The 17374-nt window shown below is 59.4% G+C and carries 17 protein-coding genes; 7 read left to right on the top strand and 10 right to left on the bottom strand.

Annotation, left to right across the window (positions count from 1 at the left end):
• Positions 1 to 25 precede the first annotated feature (25 nt).
• From AB4O45_RS00085 to AB4O45_RS00075, 3 genes are all read left to right on the top strand, one after another.
• Positions 26 to 589 carry a TetR/AcrR family transcriptional regulator gene (locus AB4O45_RS00085; protein ID WP_252876285.1) on the top strand — a complete coding sequence of 188 codons (564 nt, stop codon included), beginning with the start codon at positions 26 to 28 and terminating at the stop codon, positions 587 to 589.
• Between the two features lie 54 nt (positions 590 to 643).
• On the top strand, positions 644 to 1123 hold the full coding sequence (locus AB4O45_RS00080) for a nuclear transport factor 2 family protein (RefSeq protein WP_041480390.1): 480 nt from the start codon (positions 644 to 646) through the stop codon (positions 1121 to 1123).
• Positions 1124 to 1375: 252 nt separating this feature from the next.
• A complete protein-coding gene (locus tag AB4O45_RS00075; RefSeq protein ID WP_095180001.1) occupies positions 1376 to 2155 on the top strand; it encodes a TSUP family transporter in 780 nt (259 codons plus the stop codon).
• Here the strand turns inward: AB4O45_RS00075 and nudC are convergent.
• The 4 genes from nudC to AB4O45_RS00055 all read right to left on the bottom strand — a co-directional run bounded on the left by nudC (position 2123) and on the right by AB4O45_RS00055 (position 5497).
• Positions 2123 to 2953: an NAD(+) diphosphatase gene (gene nudC / locus AB4O45_RS00070; RefSeq protein ID WP_460160885.1), complete on the bottom strand. Its 831-nt coding sequence runs from the start codon at positions 2951 to 2953 to the stop codon at positions 2123 to 2125. The genes AB4O45_RS00075 and nudC overlap by 33 nt on opposite strands.
• A 7-nt stretch (positions 2954 to 2960) precedes the next feature.
• Positions 2961 to 3773 (bottom strand): crotonase/enoyl-CoA hydratase family protein, encoded by an 813-nt coding sequence (locus AB4O45_RS00065; RefSeq protein WP_252883843.1) that lies wholly within the window; start codon positions 3771 to 3773, stop codon positions 2961 to 2963.
• A gap of 205 nt (positions 3774 to 3978) precedes the next feature.
• Positions 3979 to 5124 (bottom strand): PQQ-dependent sugar dehydrogenase, encoded by a 1146-nt coding sequence (locus AB4O45_RS00060; protein ID WP_323621326.1) that lies wholly within the window; start codon positions 5122 to 5124, stop codon positions 3979 to 3981.
• Positions 5125 to 5176: 52 nt separating this feature from the next.
• On the bottom strand, positions 5177 to 5497 hold the full coding sequence (locus AB4O45_RS00055) for a hypothetical protein (protein WP_042609927.1): 321 nt from the start codon (positions 5495 to 5497) through the stop codon (positions 5177 to 5179).
• A 188-nt stretch (positions 5498 to 5685) separates the two neighbouring features.
• Here AB4O45_RS00055 and ku point away from each other — a divergent pair, with 188 nt between their 5' ends.
• A complete protein-coding gene (gene ku / locus AB4O45_RS00050) occupies positions 5686 to 6552 on the top strand; it encodes a non-homologous end joining protein Ku (protein WP_073474486.1) in 867 nt (288 codons plus the stop codon).
• A 131-nt stretch (positions 6553 to 6683) separates the two neighbouring features.
• On the opposite strand, the gene lpxO is transcribed toward ku, so the two are convergent.
• Complete coding sequence (gene lpxO / locus AB4O45_RS00045) at positions 6684 to 7583, bottom strand: lipid A hydroxylase LpxO (protein WP_150635344.1); 900 nt, start codon at positions 7581 to 7583, stop codon at positions 6684 to 6686.
• 309 nt (positions 7584 to 7892) lie between these two features.
• On the opposite strand from lpxO, the gene AB4O45_RS00040 reads away from it, so the two are divergent.
• Entirely contained in the window at positions 7893 to 8327 is a 435-nt protein-coding gene (locus AB4O45_RS00040; protein ID WP_056785950.1) for a hypothetical protein, read from the top strand.
• A 33-nt stretch (positions 8328 to 8360) separates the two neighbouring features.
• On the opposite strand, the gene AB4O45_RS00035 is transcribed toward AB4O45_RS00040, so the two are convergent.
• From AB4O45_RS00035 to AB4O45_RS00020, 4 genes are all read right to left on the bottom strand, one after another.
• Positions 8361 to 9305 (bottom strand): class I SAM-dependent methyltransferase, encoded by a 945-nt coding sequence (locus AB4O45_RS00035; RefSeq protein ID WP_353189034.1) that lies wholly within the window; start codon positions 9303 to 9305, stop codon positions 8361 to 8363.
• A 14-nt stretch (positions 9306 to 9319) separates the two neighbouring features.
• Positions 9320 to 10687: an iron-containing redox enzyme family protein gene (locus AB4O45_RS00030; RefSeq protein ID WP_056785944.1), complete on the bottom strand. Its 1368-nt coding sequence runs from the start codon at positions 10685 to 10687 to the stop codon at positions 9320 to 9322.
• A 109-nt stretch (positions 10688 to 10796) separates the two neighbouring features.
• Positions 10797 to 11726, bottom strand: coding sequence for a ZIP family metal transporter (locus AB4O45_RS00025; RefSeq protein WP_056785943.1), 930 nt, complete (start codon positions 11724 to 11726; stop codon positions 10797 to 10799).
• 15 nt (positions 11727 to 11741) lie between these two features.
• Positions 11742 to 12968, bottom strand: coding sequence for a zinc-dependent alcohol dehydrogenase (locus AB4O45_RS00020; RefSeq protein WP_460160884.1), 1227 nt, complete (start codon positions 12966 to 12968; stop codon positions 11742 to 11744).
• A gap of 373 nt (positions 12969 to 13341) precedes the next feature.
• On the opposite strand from AB4O45_RS00020, the gene AB4O45_RS00015 reads away from it, so the two are divergent.
• Complete coding sequence (locus AB4O45_RS00015; protein WP_016774693.1) at positions 13342 to 14928, top strand: ABC-F family ATPase; 1587 nt, start codon at positions 13342 to 13344, stop codon at positions 14926 to 14928.
• A 283-nt stretch (positions 14929 to 15211) separates the two neighbouring features.
• The gene (locus AB4O45_RS00010) at positions 15212 to 16399 is read left to right on the top strand and encodes an MFS transporter (RefSeq protein ID WP_056785939.1); all 1188 of its coding nucleotides are present in this window, start codon (positions 15212 to 15214) and stop codon (positions 16397 to 16399) included.
• Positions 16400 to 16526: 127 nt separating this feature from the next.
• Here AB4O45_RS00010 and AB4O45_RS00005 read toward each other — a convergent pair.
• Positions 16527 to 17374 (bottom strand): alpha/beta hydrolase family protein (locus AB4O45_RS00005; protein WP_460160883.1); only part of this gene is annotated, 848 nt, incomplete at its 5' end.

Genomic DNA, 17374 nt, shown 5'->3' with positions numbered 1-17374 from the left:
GAACAGACGTTCTACTGTTCGCCACATGAACGAATCAATCAGCAATGACACACGCGACATCATTCTGGATGTCACCGAAAAGTTGATCTATAAAAGTGGCATTGCTGCCACCAGCATGGATCTTCTGGTGAAGACCGCCGGCGTCTCCAGAAAAAGCATTTACCGTTACTTTGCCGACAAGGACGCACTGGTTGTCGCAGCCCTTCAGCGACGCGATGTTCGCTGGATGCACTGGTTCACAAGTGCTGTCGACCAGGCCAAGACTCCGGCCGATCGTCTGCTCAACCTGTTTACCGTGCTCAAGGGCTGGTTCGACTCGGAAGGCTTTCGCGGCTGCGCCTTTATCAACACCAGCGGCGAAACCGGCGATCCACAGGATCCAGTGCGGCTGGTGGCCAAAGAACACAAACAGAAGCTGCTCGACTACGTGTGCGAGCTATGTACCGAATATGGTGCCGAGGATCCGCAACTATTGGCCAGACAGTTGCTGATCCTGATTGAAGGCGCCATTACCATAGCGCTTGTGATGGGTGATCACAGTGCCGCCGATAATGCGCAATGCATGGCGCGAAAGTTATTGGGCCTGTAACTCTTAATAAGCCGGACTTGTTGTTCATACATTAAATGAAACAGGAGATTGAACATGTCGACTGCAGCCCAGGTACGTCCGCCATTGCCGCCATTCAACCATGCGTCAGCGATCGAGAAGGTGCGTCTGGCCGAAGATGGCTGGAACACCCGCGATCCGGAAAAGGTGTCGCTCGCTTATACCCTCGACACCAAATGGCGCAATCGCGCCGAGTTTGCCAACAACCGCGAAGAGGCCAAGGCGTTTCTGACGCGCAAATGGGCGAAGGAACTGGATTATCGCTTGATCAAAGAACTCTGGGCCTACTCCGATACGCGTATCGCGGTGCGTTATGCCTATGAATGGCACGACGATTCCGGCAACTGGTTCCGCTCGTACGGCAACGAGAACTGGGAGTTCGATGACAACGGCCTGATGTTCCAGCGCTATGCCTGCATCAATGACATGCCGATCAAGGAAAGCGAGCGCAAATTCCACTGGCCGCTGGGCCGCCGGCCGGATGATCATCCGGGGCTGAGTGAACTCGGTCTCTAAAGCCAACCCACCCCTGTGTAGGAGCTGCCGAAGGCTGCGATCTTTTGATCTTGATTTGATCGTTCCCACGCGCAGCAGCCGGGGTGCTCCGCGCCCCAGAAGATCGCAGCCTTCGGCAGCTCCTACACAGGAATGTATTCCAGACTGTAATTGACGACGGCATGCTCTGGCTCGCCGCAACAGTTCGATACAGGTAACATAACCGCCCTCCCCGCAGCCCACGTTCTGCGCCTTGCCGAATAAGCCGACTCCATGCCTTTCGAACTCAGCGTTGACCTCACCACCCTGGCCATTCTGGCTGCTGTAGCTTTCCTTGCCGGGTTCATCGATGCCATCGCTGGCGGTGGCGGTCTGTTGACCACGCCGGCGCTGCTGACGGCGGGCCTGCCGCCGCATCTGGTGCTGGGCACCAACAAGCTGAGCTCGACCTTCGGTTCGGCGACCGCCAGCTTCACCTTCTACAAACGCAAACTGTTTCATCCACGCCAGTGGACCCACGCGATTGTCGGCACCCTGGTCGGCGCGCTCACTGGCGCGGTGGTTGCGCATTACCTGCCGGCCGAGTGGCTGAACAAGATGCTGCCGGTGATCGTTTTCGCCTGTGGCCTGTATTTGCTGTTTGGCGGCACGCCGAAAGCGCCGCTGGACAGCGACGCGCCGATCAAAAAGAAATGGCAATCGACCCAAGGCTTCAGCCTCGGCTTCTACGATGGCGTGGCCGGCCCCGGCACGGGCGCATTCTGGACCGTGAGCAGTCTGCTGCTGTACCCGATCGACCTGGTCAAGGCCAGCGGCGTGGCGCGGAGCATGAACTTTGTCAGCAACATCGCGGCGCTGTCGGTGTTCATCCTCTCCGGACAGGTCGACTGGATCATTGGCCTGTGCATGGGCCTGTCGGTGATGGTCGGGGCTTTCTTTGGCGCGCGCACCGCAATCAGCGGCGGCGCCAAATTCATTCGTCCAGTGTTCATCACCGTAGTGCTTGGCCTGACTGTGCGCCTAGCCTGGCAGCACTGGTTCAGCGTGGCCTAAGCGCCGCGCGACGTAGACGTCGATCAGGTAACGGGCAATTGAACGCGACGCCGGCAACGGCGGCAAGTCATGCACGTTGAACCACTGGGCGTCCTCGATCTCGTCTTCCTGACAGACAATTTCGCCACCGGCATATTCGGCATGGAAGCCGAGCATCATCGAGTGCGGGAACGGCCAGCACTGGCTGCCGATGTACTGGATGTTCTTCACTTCGATCTGCACTTCTTCACGCACTTCGCGAATCAGGCAATCCTCGGCCGATTCCCCCGGCTCGGCGAAACCGGCCAGCGTGCTGTAAACCCCGGTGACGAAACGCGGCGAGCGCGCCAGAAGGATTTCGTCGCCACGGGTGATCAGCACGATCATGCTTGGTGAAATGCGCGGATAACTGCGCAGATCGCACGGCTGGCAATACATCGCTCGTTCGCGCGGGACTTGCGTCATCGGCTGGCCGCAGTTGCCGCAGAAGCGATGCTCTCGTGCCCAAGTGCCAATCTGAGCGGCATAACCGAGCACTTTGTACAGCGTGTGTTCGCCTTCGAGCATGAACGCTCGCAGCCCCTTCCAGCCGCAACCGGGCACATCGCTGGCGCTGTGCAACTCAAGCAGATAGACCGGTTCGCCGTCGAGATGACCAATCCCGTGCTCAGCGAGGACTGAAAGGTCCTGGCGCTTGAGCCACTCGCGCGGGAACAGTGCGCCGTTGTCATCGAACAGGAAGCCTTCGGGGCTGCGCGCTACGGCCCAGCCGCCGGGTTGATCGGTGTCGAGTACTGCAGTGGTCCAGCGAGAGATCATGGTTAACTCAATCCAGAAATTCGGGTTTCTGTTTGCTCATGTGGGCGGCCATGGCCACGCGCAGATCGGTGGATTGCAACATGGCGGCGTTCCAGGTGGCAACGTATTCAAGACCATCGTCGATGCGATGGTCGCGCATGTAGCTGATCATTTCCTTGGTACCGGTCACGGCGATCGGCGACTTCGCAGCGATGTCACGGGCAATGCCGAACACGCCTTCGAGCAGCGTGTCCTTATCGCCGTAGACGCGATTGACCAGGCCCATGCTGCGCGCTTCCTCTGCGCCAAAATTGCGCCCGGTGTAAGCCAGTTCACGCAGCATGCCGTCTCCGATGATTCGCGGCAACCGTTGCAGCGTACCGACGTCAGCGGCCATGCCGATGTCAATTTCCTTGATGGAAAATTGCGCGTCCTCGGCGGCATAACGCATGTCACAAGCCGAGATCAGATCGATCGCCCCGCCCAGGCAATAGCCCTGAATGGCAGCAAGCACCGGTTTGCGGCAGTTGTCGACGGCGTTGAACGAGGCTTGCAGATTGAGGATCTTGCGCCGCAGCAGGCGCGCATTGCGGCCCACGTCCTTGCCCAGCTCGTTGGCGACACCGGCGAGCATCATCAGGTCGATGCCCGATGAAAAATGCTTGCCGTTACCACTGAGGACCACCACGCGGACTTCGTCGGTATCGTCGATCCACTGGAAGATTTCGACAATCTCGCTCCAGAACGCCGCATTCATTGCGTTGATCTTTTCCGGGCGATTGATCTGCACATGGGCGATGTTGTCGGCCAGTTCGACGCTGAAGGCGGAGTATTGAGTCATGGCAGTGATCCTTTACCGGGCTGGGAAATAAGCCCCGAACTATAACAAGGCAACGGGGCGGCGGTTCGGCCAAATGCGGGACTGCCCGAAGTCTGCGCAAGATGCGCGGGCCTCTTCGCGAGCAGGCTCGCTCCCACAGGGAGACTGCATTTCAATGTGGGAGCGAGCCTGCTCGCGAAGGCGTCGGATCATTCACCGCACGCAATTATTTCAGCCCCAGCCTGTAAAGCGAGCCATTCTCTTCATCCGTCAGCACATACAGATAGCCATCCGGCCCTTGACGCACGTCACGGATACGCTGATTCAACTCACCCAGCAAACGCTCCTCATGGACCACCTTGTCGCCATCGAACTGCAGGCGAATCAGCTCCTGGGTCACCAGTGCGCCGATAAACGCGTTGTGCTGCCACGGCGTGAAGCGATCCGCGTCATAGAAGGCCATGCCGGTAACCCCGGGGGATTTTTCCCAGACATGATGCGGCGCCACGGTGCCTTCAGCAGTTTTGCCCTTCGCCTCAGGAATCGGCTGCATCGAGTAGTTGATGCCATGGGTCGCCAACGGCCAGCCATAATTCTTGCCACGTTCGATGATGTTCACTTCATCGCCGCCACGTGGCCCGTGCTCGTTCTCCCACAGCGTGCCGGTCCACGGATTGAGCGCCGCGCCTTGCGGGTTGCGCAGGCCATAGGACCAGATTTCAGGCCGGACACCGGATTGGCCAACAAAAGGGTTATCGTCCGGCACCTTGCCATCCGGGAAGATGCGTACGACTTTGCCTTGCAACTTGTCGAGGTCCTGCGCAGTCGGCCGATCGTTGTTTTCGCCCAGGGTGATGAACAGATACCCGTCGCGATCGAATACCAGCCGTGAACCGAAATGGTTGCTCACTGACAGTTTCGGTTCCTGACGGAAGATCACATTGAAGTCCTTCAGCGTCTTCAGGTCATCGGAAAGCCGTCCGCGCCCTACCGCCGTACCAGCCTTGCCGCCCTCACCACCGCCTTCTGCGTACGACAGGTAGACCATGCGGTCCTGCTTGAACTCCGGCGACAGCGCCACATCGAGCAAGCCGCCCTGCCCTTTGGCCCAGACTTGCGGCACGCCACTGATCGGCTCCGACAGTTTGCCGTCCTTGCTCACTACGCGCAGATGACCCGGGCGTTCGGTCACCAGCATGCCCTTCTGATCAGGCAGAAACGCCAGTGCCCAGGGATGTTCCAGGCCTTGGGCAATGGTGGTGACTTCAAGAATGCCCTGCTCGCTTTTCAGCTCTTTGGGCGCGGCGGCGAACGCCGGGGCACTGATCAGCGCGGCGGCGCAGCAGGTGGCTAGTAGGGTTTTACGCAACATGCACGATTCCTTTTGTTCGTGTGAAAGGCTGACAGAACATCAGTCCTGCCGTTCAACGGTTGCTGCCGGTGCCCCGTGAGGGCGGGTTGGGAATGAAGGTTGGCGGATTGCTCGGCACCGAACGAATCGGTTGACCATTGCCGATGCCGCGATTTTCAACGGTCGGCTGACGTGGCACGGGAACGGTGTTCGGCCCGCGAAGCGGCGGAGCGCTGGGCTGGGTGCCCTGCATGCTGTTGGGATTGGCCCGGCGGATCGGGCTGTTGTAGGGATTGTTGCTGTTCCCGGTGGGGCTTTGTGCGAGCACGACATCGGCATGAACCAGGCCACCACTTAAGGCGAGGACGGCGATGCCAATCAGAAACCGGTTCATGGGAATACCTCTCGATGTGCGTGGACTAGAGCCTTGGAGCCCAAGCTACGCCGTGGGTTCGGATTTGTTAACCCTCGTGCCTTAAACAACATGTAACACGGCTTGACCGTACCGCTGGAAGCCGCGCAATCACTGGAAACTTTCTCGCCGCGCCACGGGTCACCTGATCATCACTCGGAGGACAAGTCATGGCTCGGGCAATCTGGAAAGGCGCAATCAGTTTTGGACTGGTACACATCCCCGTGGCGCTGGTTTCAGCGACGTCGTCCCAAGGCGTGGACTTCGATTGGCTCGACAGCCGCAGCATGGACCCGGTGGGCTACAAACGCATCAACAAGGTCACCGGCAAGGAAGTCACCAAAGAGAACATCGTTAAAGGCGTGGCCTACGAAAAGGGTCGCTACGTGGTGCTCAGCGAGGAAGAAATCCGCTCGGCGCACCCCGTCTCGACACAGACCATCGACATTTTCTCTTTCGTCGACGCCGAGCAGATTCCGCTGCAGAACATCGACACGCCCTATTACCTGGCGCCAGACAAGCGCGGCGGCAAGGTCTACGCGTTGCTGCGCGAAACCCTGAGCAAAACCAACAAGGTCGCCCTCGCCCGCGTTGTCCTGCATACCCGTCAATACCTGGCCGCGTTGATGCCGCTGGAGTCGGCGCTGGTTCTGGTGAAACTGCGCTGGCCGCAGGAAGTGCGCAGTCTTGATGAATTGGCGCTGGGCAGTGAAGTGACCAAGCCGCAATTGGCCAAGGGTGAGCTGGACATGGCTAAACGTCTGGTTGAAGACATGACCTCGGAGTGGTCGCCTGAGGACTACAAGGACGAGTTCGAAGACAAGATCATGGCGCTGGTCGAGAAAAAAGCCCACGAAGGCAAGATCGAGGACGTCGAGACCACCACTGGCGAGGAAGAACGCAAGACTGCCGATGTTATCGACTTGACCGAGCTGCTCAAACGCAGCCTCGGCGGCAAGGCACCGGCCAAGCCCAAGGCCAAATCAACCAGTAAGGCGGCGCCGGCGAAGAAGACTCGGAAGGCGTCCGGGGAGTAAGCGTTGGGCCAGCTAGAGGTATGTTTGAAGTGAGGCCGCCTTCGCGAGCAGGCTCGCTCCCACAGGGAAACGCATTTCAAAATGTGGGAGCGAGCCTGCTCGCGAAGAGGCCGGTACTGACACCGCAAGTCTCAGATCAGAATAAAGATCGCCAACAACGCCGCAAAAATCGCCCATTTTTCCAAGTAGTAACGCGTACGGTTGCGCTTCTTGAGCTCTTTGCCGCGCAAACGGATCTTGTAGATCTTGGTAAACAAGCGGTTGATACCACCGGTCTTGTCCCCCGCATCATTCGGCGCGCCTGCCGCTGACATCACGGTGCGGCTGAACCAGCGGTTGAACGCCGCCGCCCAGTGGTACTTCAACGGCCGCTCAATATCACAGAACAGAATGATCCGGTTCTGATCCGTGGTGTTTTCGGCGTAATGAATAAACGTCTCGTCGAACATCACCGCTTCGCCATCGCGCCAGTGATAGTTCTCACCGTCGACGTTGATGTAGCAGCCGGGATCATTCGGCGTATCCAGACCCAGGTGATAACGATAGGAACCGGCGTACGGATCGCGGTGGCGCACCAGCTTCGAGCCCGGTGGCAGCTCGGCAAACATCGCCGCCTTGATTGAGCCGATGCTCTGCACCAATTCAGTGGTGCGCGGGCACAGCTTCATCGCCGATGGATGGCTGTCGCCGTACCACTTGAGGTAGAAGCGCTTCCAGCCAGTCTTGAAGAAAGAGTTGAAGCCGACATCGTCATACTGATTCGAGCGCTTGATCTCGCCGGCACGCAACAGATTCTGGCCCTCCTCGCGAATCTCTTGCCAGTGCGCCTGCAACGGGCTCAGATCGGGAAAGTCCGCCGGGTTCAGATACGGCTTGTTGGGAATTTTCGAAAACAGATAGAGGAAGCAGTTGATCGGCGCGAGGAACGTCGAGTGGTCACTCAGTTGCCGCCCCAGCTTGTGGCGCACGCGTCCACGCAAGTGAACGTAAGCAATGGAGATGACATAAACAGCGGCAATGATGAGTTTCACGGAAAAGGGTCACACGTCAAAAGTGAACAAACTGCGCGCGTGGCGACCTGAGGCCCAGCGTCTTATGCAGCGGTCTTGATGCACAGGGCGCGTCCATGGCCCGCGCCGTTTCCGGGCGCTCGGTGAAAGGGTGGCATTTTAGCCACAGTTCGTAACCGATAGTGAACCCTCAACTGTGAAAAACTGTCTTGCCTGCTTTTGTGTAATGCCTGCGCGTCATACAAACAGGCGCAACGCCCGTTGCTCATTTCGATGGAACCACGCTTGGCACGCGCTCCTCTATCGCTTACCAATAACGGAGGAACCCCCATGATCGCCCCACAAACCGGTATGAAACCAGGTCAGCGCTATCGCATTGAAAGCGTCGAGCGCGCGCCGCAATTCTCTGGCTTTTTTCTCGATGGAAAGTATTACCTGGGGCCTGAATTGCAGACCGCCGTCGGCTGGCTTGAAGGGCAAATGTTTTTCTACGACCAGCTCGACCCGACCGGTGAGCCGGTTTATCCGGGCAGAATTGCCGGCACGATCGAAGGGCTGACGCTGGTGATGCCGGACGGCTTACGCCTGGAGATCGAAGAAGCGCCTTATCTGGCGGAACCTCTTGCGCCGGTGCGCGCCTCCCTCACCGGGCGCATCGAGCGTATCTCGCGGCAGCCGATTCGCCCTTCGCCGCTGTTGGTAGCCGGGGCCGCGATGCTGGTAGGGGTTTGCCTGCTGACGATCTCGCGCATCAGAAATCGCTGAAGGCCACCGCGCAAGCAGTGGCCCAACCATCGGTCACTGCTCGCGGGTTACCGACAACGCGACCACGGCAATCCGCTCAGCGCGCTCGTATTCAGGCTTGAGCAGTTCCTCGCTGAACACGTCCGGATCGAGTTCACGATAAGTCCAGCCAAAACGTTCGCCCTTGAGCAGAGGCGCCACGGCCTCGCGGAACGGGTCCTGCCCGGCAACAATCGCTACGCCGGTATACACAAGTAACGTGCCGCCGACTTCCAGACGTGGCAACGCTTCACGCACGATACGCACCGACAAGCCTTCGCCCAGCGCCCCGCCGCCGTGGCGATAGGCGCGCTGTTGCTGGTCGTTCATATACGGCGGGTTGGCGATGATCAAGTCGAACTGACCTTCGACACTGGCGAGCAGATCGCTGTGGTACACCGACACGTTGTTGGCCCCTGCCAGCTCAGCGTTGACGGCACTCATGCGCAACGCCTGCGGATTGATATCCACCGCCAGCACTTGGGCATCCGGCCTTGCTTTGGCGATGAGCACCGCCCCGGCGCCGCTGCCGCAGCCGATGTCTACTGCGCGCCTGATCGGCGAAAAGCGCTGCTGCAACTGCGCTTCTATGGCCTGAGCAAAACGATAAGTGTCCGGGCCAAAGAACACCGCATCGCTCGCGGTGGTCGGAAACGCCGAGTGGGCGAATAACCGGTCATTCAGCGTCGACCAGCGCACACGACTGCGCCACACCGCGCCATCGCGTTCGACTACGCCGGCCTGCTCCAGCGTGGCCAGTTCTTCTGCGCGAAACAGCTCTGAAGGAAACGGCATCGACCAGCCAAACACATCACGCAGATCTTTCGCCAACGGCGTGGCAAAGCGCTGCAAGAAGCGCTCGTGGGTCAACGGCGTTGGAGTAATGAAGTGATAACCGCTGTCGAGCAGGCGCTTGCCCAACTCGAACAGCGCTCTGTCCGATGTTTCTTGTGCCGACATGAAGCCTCCTTGTTTCAACGCAAGCGGGCGCGCAGTTGCATGAAGCGACGCGTCGCGAAAAGTCCGGCCGGACGCCAGTGCCGCTGGGGTTGCAGCCATGGCATCAACAATGACATCTGTTCGGCGGCAGGCTTGTCGGCCAGTGCCGCTTCCAGGTTGAGCAGATCGGCGTCATCGTCAAAGGTTTCTTCGACGGCAGCTTCGCGGCGTACGTAAGGCCGAGGCCGGGAGGCCGGGCAATCCTGAGTGATCCAGTCGCGCAACAGCTGTTTCTCATAGCCATTGAACACCCCGAACATCGCCGCATCGCTGCCGTCGATCAAACGCCAGAAACGACTTTCTTCCACCGCCTCACCGCGTTTGATCCAGCTTTTGCGCTCCAGCGCCGAAAGAAACTCGCCCATCTGTCCCGGCGTGGCCAGCCACTGATTGATGGTGCGGTTTTCGATACGGCAGTAGTCGGAATGCATGTGCCGGCCAAAGACAGCTTTACGCTCAAGCATGGCGATGACTTCGTGGTCCAGATCAAACTCTGTGATGACGGCGGTTGTGCCTTTGCCGACATCATTGAGGCGATAACCGACAGCCATGCGCCGGTAGAACTCATCGCGTTCATCGCCAAGTGGCAACAGCTCGAGCATTGATTGCACTGCCTTGCGCGCATGGCCGGTGCTGGCGTTGTCGATGGTCACGTGCAGGCGGAAATAGTGCGGATCGATGCCCAGCTCCGCTAGCTCATAAGCACTGATCAACAAGTGCAGCGGCAGTTGCTCGTAGCCGAGGTTGAAGCCGATGACTTCTGGCAGAAACTGCCCGCCGAAACGTCCCAGTGCCAGCTGCACCGCGCCTTGCAGAAAATACTCGTCGGCAAGACCGCTCAGATCAGAGCATTCATGCTCGGCGAGCAGCTTGCGATAGATCACCACATGATTCTGCCGTGGCACGCCCTCGCCCAGCTCTTCAAGATAGGTATCGAGCAAATCGTCGAAACGCGGGTCCTGCCACTGCGGCAACAGCCCAGCCAGCCAAGCGCCATCGACCTCTTTGGTCGGTGCCACATGCAAGATGAAATACAACGCGTGGGATTTGTTGCGGAAATAGCGGCGCGGCGCGCCCTGCTGACGTTGTTCGAGGTAATCGGCGTACTCGGCCGCCACGCTGGCGCAGCGGGTTTCCGACCATTGCAGCAGCTCTTCGGCGCTGGCCGGCAAATCGTCAGACAGCGCAGCCGCCTTGCTCAGCTGCCGGCGCAGGAAGTCCAGTGCCGCACGATCAACCGTGGAGTCTTCCGCCAGCAATCGGTCATAAAGCCGGCGCTCGGTATCCGCCGGCGTGGATGTTTTACCCGAAGACTTCCTGGTCGGGATTTCGATCAGCGACATGACTCATTCCCCTGCGTTATTGGCATTGCCTATAAACGAAAGAGTGATTGGCGCTGAAAAAATTCCTTTTTTGTGCGAGACGATAGGCTCAGTGGTGCACGTCGTTTTTTTAACCCAAAGCGGTATCGAGAAACATCATCACGCCGAACCCAAGCATCAGCCCGAGCGTGGCAGGCGTCTCGTGGCCGTTGCGGTGAGTTTCCGGGATCACTTCATGCGACACCACAAAGATCATCGCGCCCGCCGCCAGGCCCATCGCCACCGGAAAACCCAACGCAAAACTGTTGGTGATGCCCAATCCGACAATCGCGCCCAACGGTTCCATCAATCCTGAAGCGGCGGCAATCAACGCTGCACGCCCTGCGGAAATGCCGGTCACGCGCAATGCCAACGCGACCGCTAGTCCTTCTGGAATGTCCTGAATGGCGATCGCAGTGGTCAGCGGCAAGCCGATTTTCATGTCGCCGGTGGCGAAGCTGACGCCGATCGCCATGCCTTCCGGAAGGTTGTGCAGAGTGATCGCCAGCACGAACAGCCAGACCCGATTGAAGCGCTTGGCTTCAGGCCCGCGCCGGCCGCTTTTTTCATGTTCGTGGGGGACGAAGCGGTCGAGACCGACCATCAACGCCACGCCTAAAGCCATGCCGGCCACAACGACGGCAGCGGCGAGCATGGGGCTGCTCACCGCTTCCTTCGCCGCCGCAATCCCCGGCAGGATCAGTGAAAAGGAACTGGCAGCCAACATCATCCCTGCCGCAAACCCGAGCATGGTGTCTTGAGTTCGCGAAGTAATCGCCCGCAACGCCAGGGCCAGCAACGCACCGATTGCCGTGGCGGCAAAACCCGACAGACCGCCTAGAGTGGCGAGGCGTAGCGTGTCGCGGCCGGTACTGACCAAACCGGTGTAGCCACTGATCAGCAACAACACGGTTACACCGACCAGGGTCAGCCAGAAAATGCGCCCTCCCCAGCCCGTGCGCGACAGGTTCACAAACCATGCTCGCACGGGAGCTGCGAACGAAGATGACGGTAGCGCCATGAAAAGTCCTCGGTTTCAGGTGGCCGGTACGAACGGCGTGGTTTCATCCAGCTGCGCCAGCGGAACATCGCTGCCACCCGGGGTCAGAATCACCTTGCGGCATTCTTCCTGCTTCTTATTGAAGATCTTGTAACCCTCGGCCGCCTGCTCCAGAGACAGCCTGTGGGTGATGATCGCCTCGGGCTGCAACTTGCCGGTTTCGATGTAGCCAAGCAGCTCCGGGAGAAAACGCTGTACGTGAGTCTGGCCCATTTTGAAGGTCAGGCCCTTGTCAAAAGCGTCGCCGAACATGAAGCCATGGATAAATCCTGCATACACCCCCGGAACGCTGACCACACCGCCACGGCGGACGGCGGCGATGCACTGGCGCAAAGCCTTGCCGCTGCTGCCTTCAAGCTTGAGTGTAGCCATGACCGTTTCGGTGGTGCTGCCCTTGGCTTCAAGGCCGACGGCATCGACCACGGCATCGACGCCGCGATGGCCGGGAGTCTGGCTGGTAATGGTGTCGGCCGGGTCATCGTCTTCATCGAAGTTGATCGGAATCACGCCGTAGGTGCGCTGGGCATAATCGAGGCGGTACTGATGGTGATCAACCATGAAGATCAGCTCAGCACCGAGCATTCTCGCGCAGGCTGCGGTGAGCAAACCGACCGGCCCGGCGCCATAGATGGCCAGACTCGAACCCTGTTGGACGCCGGCGTTGATCACGGCTTGCCAGGCAGTCGGCAGGATGTCAGAGAGAAACAGTACTTTCTCGTCCGACAGCGTGCCCGGCACCTTGAACGGCCCGGTATTGGCTTTCGGTACCCGCACCAGTTCCGCCTGGCCACCGGGAATTCCGCCATACATACGGCTGTAGCCGAACAGCGCTGCTGGCGGCGGAATCATTTTCTTGTTCAGCGCCGCGCCGGGACCTTCATTGGTGGTCTCGCAGGCGGCGTAAAGCTCTTGCTGGCAGAAGAAGCAATCGCCACAGGCGATCACGAACGGAATCACCACACGGTCGCCGCGCTGCACGGCGGTGACGGCTGGGCCGGTTTCTTCGACGATGCCCATGAACTCATGGCCAAAGATATCGCCGTGCTCGACGGTGGGTATTTTGCCTCGGTACAGGTGCAGGTCCGATCCGCAGATGGCGGTGGCGGTGACGCGCAGGATGATGTCGTCGGCGGCTTCAAGTTTCGGGTCCGGTACGGTTTCGACGCGCACGTCATGGGCGCCGTGATAGGTCATTGCTCGCATGGCTTGGTCCTCACTCGTTTGAACAAAATGGCTGCTGCTCCACTTTCCGAAGTGAAAATGGCCGAGTGAGTTCATTCGGGTTTTCGAGATTTTGATCAGCGGATATCGGGGACTTCTCGGACGAGCCGATGCGTACGCCCGTTTGCCTGCCATATAACTGCCGTCTGAGTTATGCGACAATGCGCGCCAATGTCCAACAAGAACCCCGTACTCGTCGCTCAGCAGCTTGCCTTCAACGGCCCCAGTTGCGGACGGCTTATGCGCGTTGGCTCAACTCAAGCACAGACTGGGGGAGCTGGAAAAGCTCCAGATTGGTACTCAAGTTTGTACCAGGCACCACAGACCAGCTCTAACCCATTGATAGGTAAGGTAATTGATCTCCACAGCTAACATCACGATGCAGTTTGGCGCCAAGCCGCTGTTCGAAAACGTTTCGGTCAAATTCGGCGCAGGCAATCGCTACGGCCTGATCGGTGCCAACGGTTGCGGCAAGTCGACCTTCATGAAAATCCTCGGCGGCGATCTCGATCCGTCCGGCGGTCAGGTCATGCTCGAGCCGAACGTGCGTCTGGGTAAGCTGCGCCAGGATCAGTTCGCCTACGAAGAATTCACCGTGATTGACACCGTGATCATGGGTCACGAAGAGCTGTGGAAGGTCAAGGCCGAGCGTGATCGCATCTACTCGCTGGCTGAAATGTCCGAAGAAGACGGCATGGCCGTCGCCGAGCTGGAAACCGAGTTCGCTGAGATGGACGGCTACACCGCCGAATCCCGCGCCGGCGAATTGTTGCTGGGTCTGGGTATCCCGCTGGAACAGCATTTCGGCCCGATGAGCGAAGTTTCGCCAGGCTGGAAACTGCGCGTGTTGCTGGCGCAGGCACTGTTCTCCGATCCGGAAGTGCTGTTGCTCGACGAACCGACCAACCACCTGGACATCAACACCATTCGCTGGCTGGAAAACATCCTCACCCAGCGCAACAGCCTGATGATCATCATCTCCCACGACCGTCACTTCCTGAACAGCGTGTGCACGCACATGGCTGACCTGGATTACGGCGAGCTGCGCCTGTTCCCGGGCAACTACGACGAGTACATGACCGTGGCGACCCAGTCCCGCGAGCAACTGCTGTCGGACAACGCCAAGAAGAAAGCGCAGATCTCCGAGCTGCAATCGTTCGTCAGCCGCTTCTCGGCCAACGCCTCGAAAGCCAAGCAGGCCACCTCCCGTGCCAAGGCGATCGACAAGATCCAGCTGGCCGAGGTCAAGCCTTCCAGCCGCGTCAGCCCGTTCATTCGTTTCGAGCAGAACAAGAAGCTGCACCGTCAGGCGGTCATGGTCGAGAAAATGGCCAAGGGTTTCGATGGCAAGCCATTGTTCAAGGACTTCAGCTTCCAGGTTGAAGCCGGCGAGCGCGTTGCGATCATCGGCCCGAACGGTATCGGCAAGACCACCCTGCTGCGCACCCTGGTCAACGAACTGACCCCGGATGCCGGTAGCGTGAAATGGACTGACGCCGCTGAACTGGGCTACTACGCTCAGGACCACGCTCACGACTTCGAAGACGACGTCACCCTGTTCGACTGGATGGGTCAGTGGACCCAGGGCGAACAGATGATTCGTGGCACCTTGGGCCGGATGCTGTTCTCCAACGACGAGATCCTCAAGTCGGTCAAGGTCATCTCCGGTGGTGAGCAAGGTCGCATGCTGTTCGGCAAGCTGATCCTGCAAAAGCCCAACGTGCTGATCATGGACGAACCGACCAACCACTTGGACATGGAATCGATCGAAGCACTGAACCTGGCGCTGGAAAACTACCCGGGCACGCTGATCTTCGTCAGCCACGACCGTGAGTTCGTATCGTCCCTGGCCACGCGCATCATCGAGCTGAGCCCGAACGGCGTGACCGACTTCAGCGGCACTTATGACGACTACCTGCGTAGCCAAGGCGTCGTTTTCTAAGAGCAGCTTTTAGTTTCAAGCGGCAAGCTGCAAGTTAAAAGCCCTGTCCTCTGTGACGGGGCTTTTTGCATTCGGCGTTTGGACATTGCTGGTGCGCAGATATTCGCGAGCAGGCTCGCTCCCACAGGGGAATGCATTTCAAATGTGGGAGCGAGCCTGCTCGCGAAGGGGCCGTCAGCAGCCCCATCAATCCCAAGGGAAAGTAGTTAGCCTGCTTTCTTTTATCCCAGCCCCGCGCCATGATGTCGGCAACTCTCCCACCGCCGCCCGCGAACGAGTGCTCATGTCTGCGCAGCCACTGCCACCGCAAAGCTCCCTGGCGATCACCCTGCAGATCGTCTCCATCGTTTTCTACACTTTCATTGCCTTTCTCTGCATCGGGTTACCGATTGCGGTATTGCCAGGTTACGTCCATGAGCAACTGGGTTTCAGCGCGATCATTGCCGGCCTGGTGATCGGCTCGCAATACCTCGCCACCCTGCTCAGTCGGCCAATGGCCGGGCGCATGTCGGACACCCTCGGCACCAAGCGGGCGATCATTTATGGCTTGTGGGGGATTGTTCTCAGCGGCGCGCTGACGTTGCTGTCGACCTTGCTGCAAAGTTTTCCGCTGACCAGCCTGTTGATCCTGATTGCCGGGCGCCTGCTGCTTGGCATTGCCCAAGGCTTGATCGGTGTCGGCACCATCAGTTGGTGCATGGGCCAGGTCGGTGTCGAGCACACGGCAAAATCCATCGGCTGGAACGGCATCGCCTCTTACGGCGCGATCGCCATTGGTGCGCCGTTGGGCGTGGTGATGGTCGCTGAATATGGCTTTGTCAGCCTTGGCATCGCGCTGTCGGCGTTGGCGGCAGGTGCGCTGTGGTTGATCCGCAACAAACCTTCGGTGCCGGTGATTCGTGGCGAGCGCCTGTCGTTCTGGGCGGTGTTCGGCAAGATTGCGCCGTACGGCACCAGCCTGACGCTGGCCTCTATCGGCTACGGCACACTGACGACTTTCATCACCCTTTATTACCTCAACCGAGGCTGGACCGGCGCAGCTTACTGCCTGACCGTGTTTGGCGTGTGTTTCATCCTGTCGCGGCTGTTGTTCATCTCGGCCATCGCCCGGTTTGGCGGGTTTGCCTCAGCCATCGTTTGCATGTCGGTTGAAACTGTCGGGCTGGTGCTGTTGTGGCTGGCGCCCTCCACTGCGTATGCGTTGATTGGCGCAGGGCTGGCGGGGTTTGGGCTGTCTCTGGTGTACCCGGCGCTGGGCGTTGAAGCGATCAAACAGGTGCCGAGTTCCAGCCGTGGTTCAGGGTTGGGGGCTTATGCAGTGTTCTTCGATCTGGCGCTGGCGATCGCGGGACCGTTGATGGGCGCGGTGGCGTTGAATCTGGGCTATTCGTGGATTTTCTTCAGCGCGGCGTTGTTGTCGGTGACCGGGTTGGGCCTGACCTTGTTGCTCAAGCGTCGTGCACTTCCCTGAAAACAGACAATTCAATCTCCGTGGGAGCGAGCCTGCTCGCGAAGGCGTCGTGCCAGAGAAAGATGCGCTGGCTGACTCACCGCTTTCGCGAGCAGGCTCGCTCCCACAGGGGAATGCGGTGTTTGAGTTATTGATCCGCCGTCTGCATCCCCGCCCTGCTCGATTTACCCAGTGCCTGGGCAAAAAACCGTCCAGCCTCGGAGATCAGGTTGCGATGAATATCCTCGCGATCCACCCCGTCGGCATCGGTGCACAATGCCGGCATGGCGCGGATCTGCTCTTCAGTGCACGGCGCCATGAACACGAAGTGCCCTGCCCCGGCCAGCAATTTGAAGTCCGGCGCGGTGGGCAGTTTGCGCGCCAGGGCCGCAGCGTTTTTATCGAAGGCCACCAGTTTGTCGCCGTCGCCGCTGTAGAGCAGCACCGGTACGTGCACATCGGCAAGGGTGTGGCGGCCGAACTTCAGGCTCAGCGGCGCCATCAGCAATAACGCGTGAACCCGTGGATCGGCCACTGGCTGCAAATCGTCGCGATCGACAATCAGCTCGCCCTGGGTGTTGCAGGCGTCGTGATCGTCCGGGCGTTCCTGGCAATAGCGGCGCAGACGATCCAGATCCGGTTGCGCCCCGGAAAGAATCAGCGCGGTCTCGCCACCGGCCGAATAACCGATCACACCGACCTGGTCAGCATTGACGAACGGGGCCAGCATGTTGTCGGCGAGGGTGGCGGTGATCGCTTGGGAAATCTGGATTGGCCGGCCGTAGAGATTGCTCAACGTGCCAAGTCGGCTGTGGTCGCGCCAGTTGTCGCCGGGATGAATCACCGCCACCACGACAAACCCCTTGCGCGCCAACGACGTCGCCAGATCATGCAAGGCCAGCGGCGTGCCGGTATTGCCATGGGAGAGCATCAACATCGGAAAGCGGCCGATGGCGACCTTGGTGTCTTCTCCAGCCTCGACCGAGTAACCCTCAA

This window comes from Pseudomonas sp. S2_B10, assembly GCF_054668425.1.
This window is presented reverse-complemented; position numbering and strand designations above follow the sequence as displayed.

Excerpts from the sequence above, each read along its gene's own strand:
- AB4O45_RS00085 (WP_252876285.1), top strand. The coding sequence starts at position 26 with ATGAACGAATCAATCAGCAATGACACACGCGACATCATTCTGGATGTC.
- AB4O45_RS00080 (WP_041480390.1), top strand. The coding sequence starts at position 644 with ATGTCGACTGCAGCCCAGGTACGTCCGCCATTGCCGCCATTCAACCAT.
- AB4O45_RS00075 (WP_095180001.1), top strand. The coding sequence starts at position 1,376 with ATGCCTTTCGAACTCAGCGTTGACCTCACCACCCTGGCCATTCTGGCT.
- nudC (WP_460160885.1), bottom strand. The coding sequence starts at position 2,953 with ATGATCTCTCGCTGGACCACTGCAGTACTCGACACCGATCAACCCGGC.
- AB4O45_RS00065 (WP_252883843.1), bottom strand. The coding sequence starts at position 3,773 with ATGACTCAATACTCCGCCTTCAGCGTCGAACTGGCCGACAACATCGCC.
- AB4O45_RS00060 (WP_323621326.1), bottom strand. The coding sequence starts at position 5,124 with ATGTTGCGTAAAACCCTACTAGCCACCTGCTGCGCCGCCGCGCTGATC.
- AB4O45_RS00055 (WP_042609927.1), bottom strand. The coding sequence starts at position 5,497 with ATGAACCGGTTTCTGATTGGCATCGCCGTCCTCGCCTTAAGTGGTGGC.
- ku (WP_073474486.1), top strand. The coding sequence starts at position 5,686 with ATGGCTCGGGCAATCTGGAAAGGCGCAATCAGTTTTGGACTGGTACAC.
- AB4O45_RS00040 (WP_056785950.1), top strand. The coding sequence starts at position 7,893 with ATGATCGCCCCACAAACCGGTATGAAACCAGGTCAGCGCTATCGCATT.
- AB4O45_RS00035 (WP_353189034.1), bottom strand. The coding sequence starts at position 9,305 with ATGTCGGCACAAGAAACATCGGACAGAGCGCTGTTCGAGTTGGGCAAG.
- AB4O45_RS00030 (WP_056785944.1), bottom strand. The coding sequence starts at position 10,687 with ATGTCGCTGATCGAAATCCCGACCAGGAAGTCTTCGGGTAAAACATCC.
- AB4O45_RS00025 (WP_056785943.1), bottom strand. The coding sequence starts at position 11,726 with ATGGCGCTACCGTCATCTTCGTTCGCAGCTCCCGTGCGAGCATGGTTT.
- AB4O45_RS00020 (WP_460160884.1), bottom strand. The coding sequence starts at position 12,968 with ATGCGAGCAATGACCTATCACGGCGCCCATGACGTGCGCGTCGAAACC.
- AB4O45_RS00010 (WP_056785939.1), top strand. The coding sequence starts at position 15,212 with ATGTCTGCGCAGCCACTGCCACCGCAAAGCTCCCTGGCGATCACCCTG.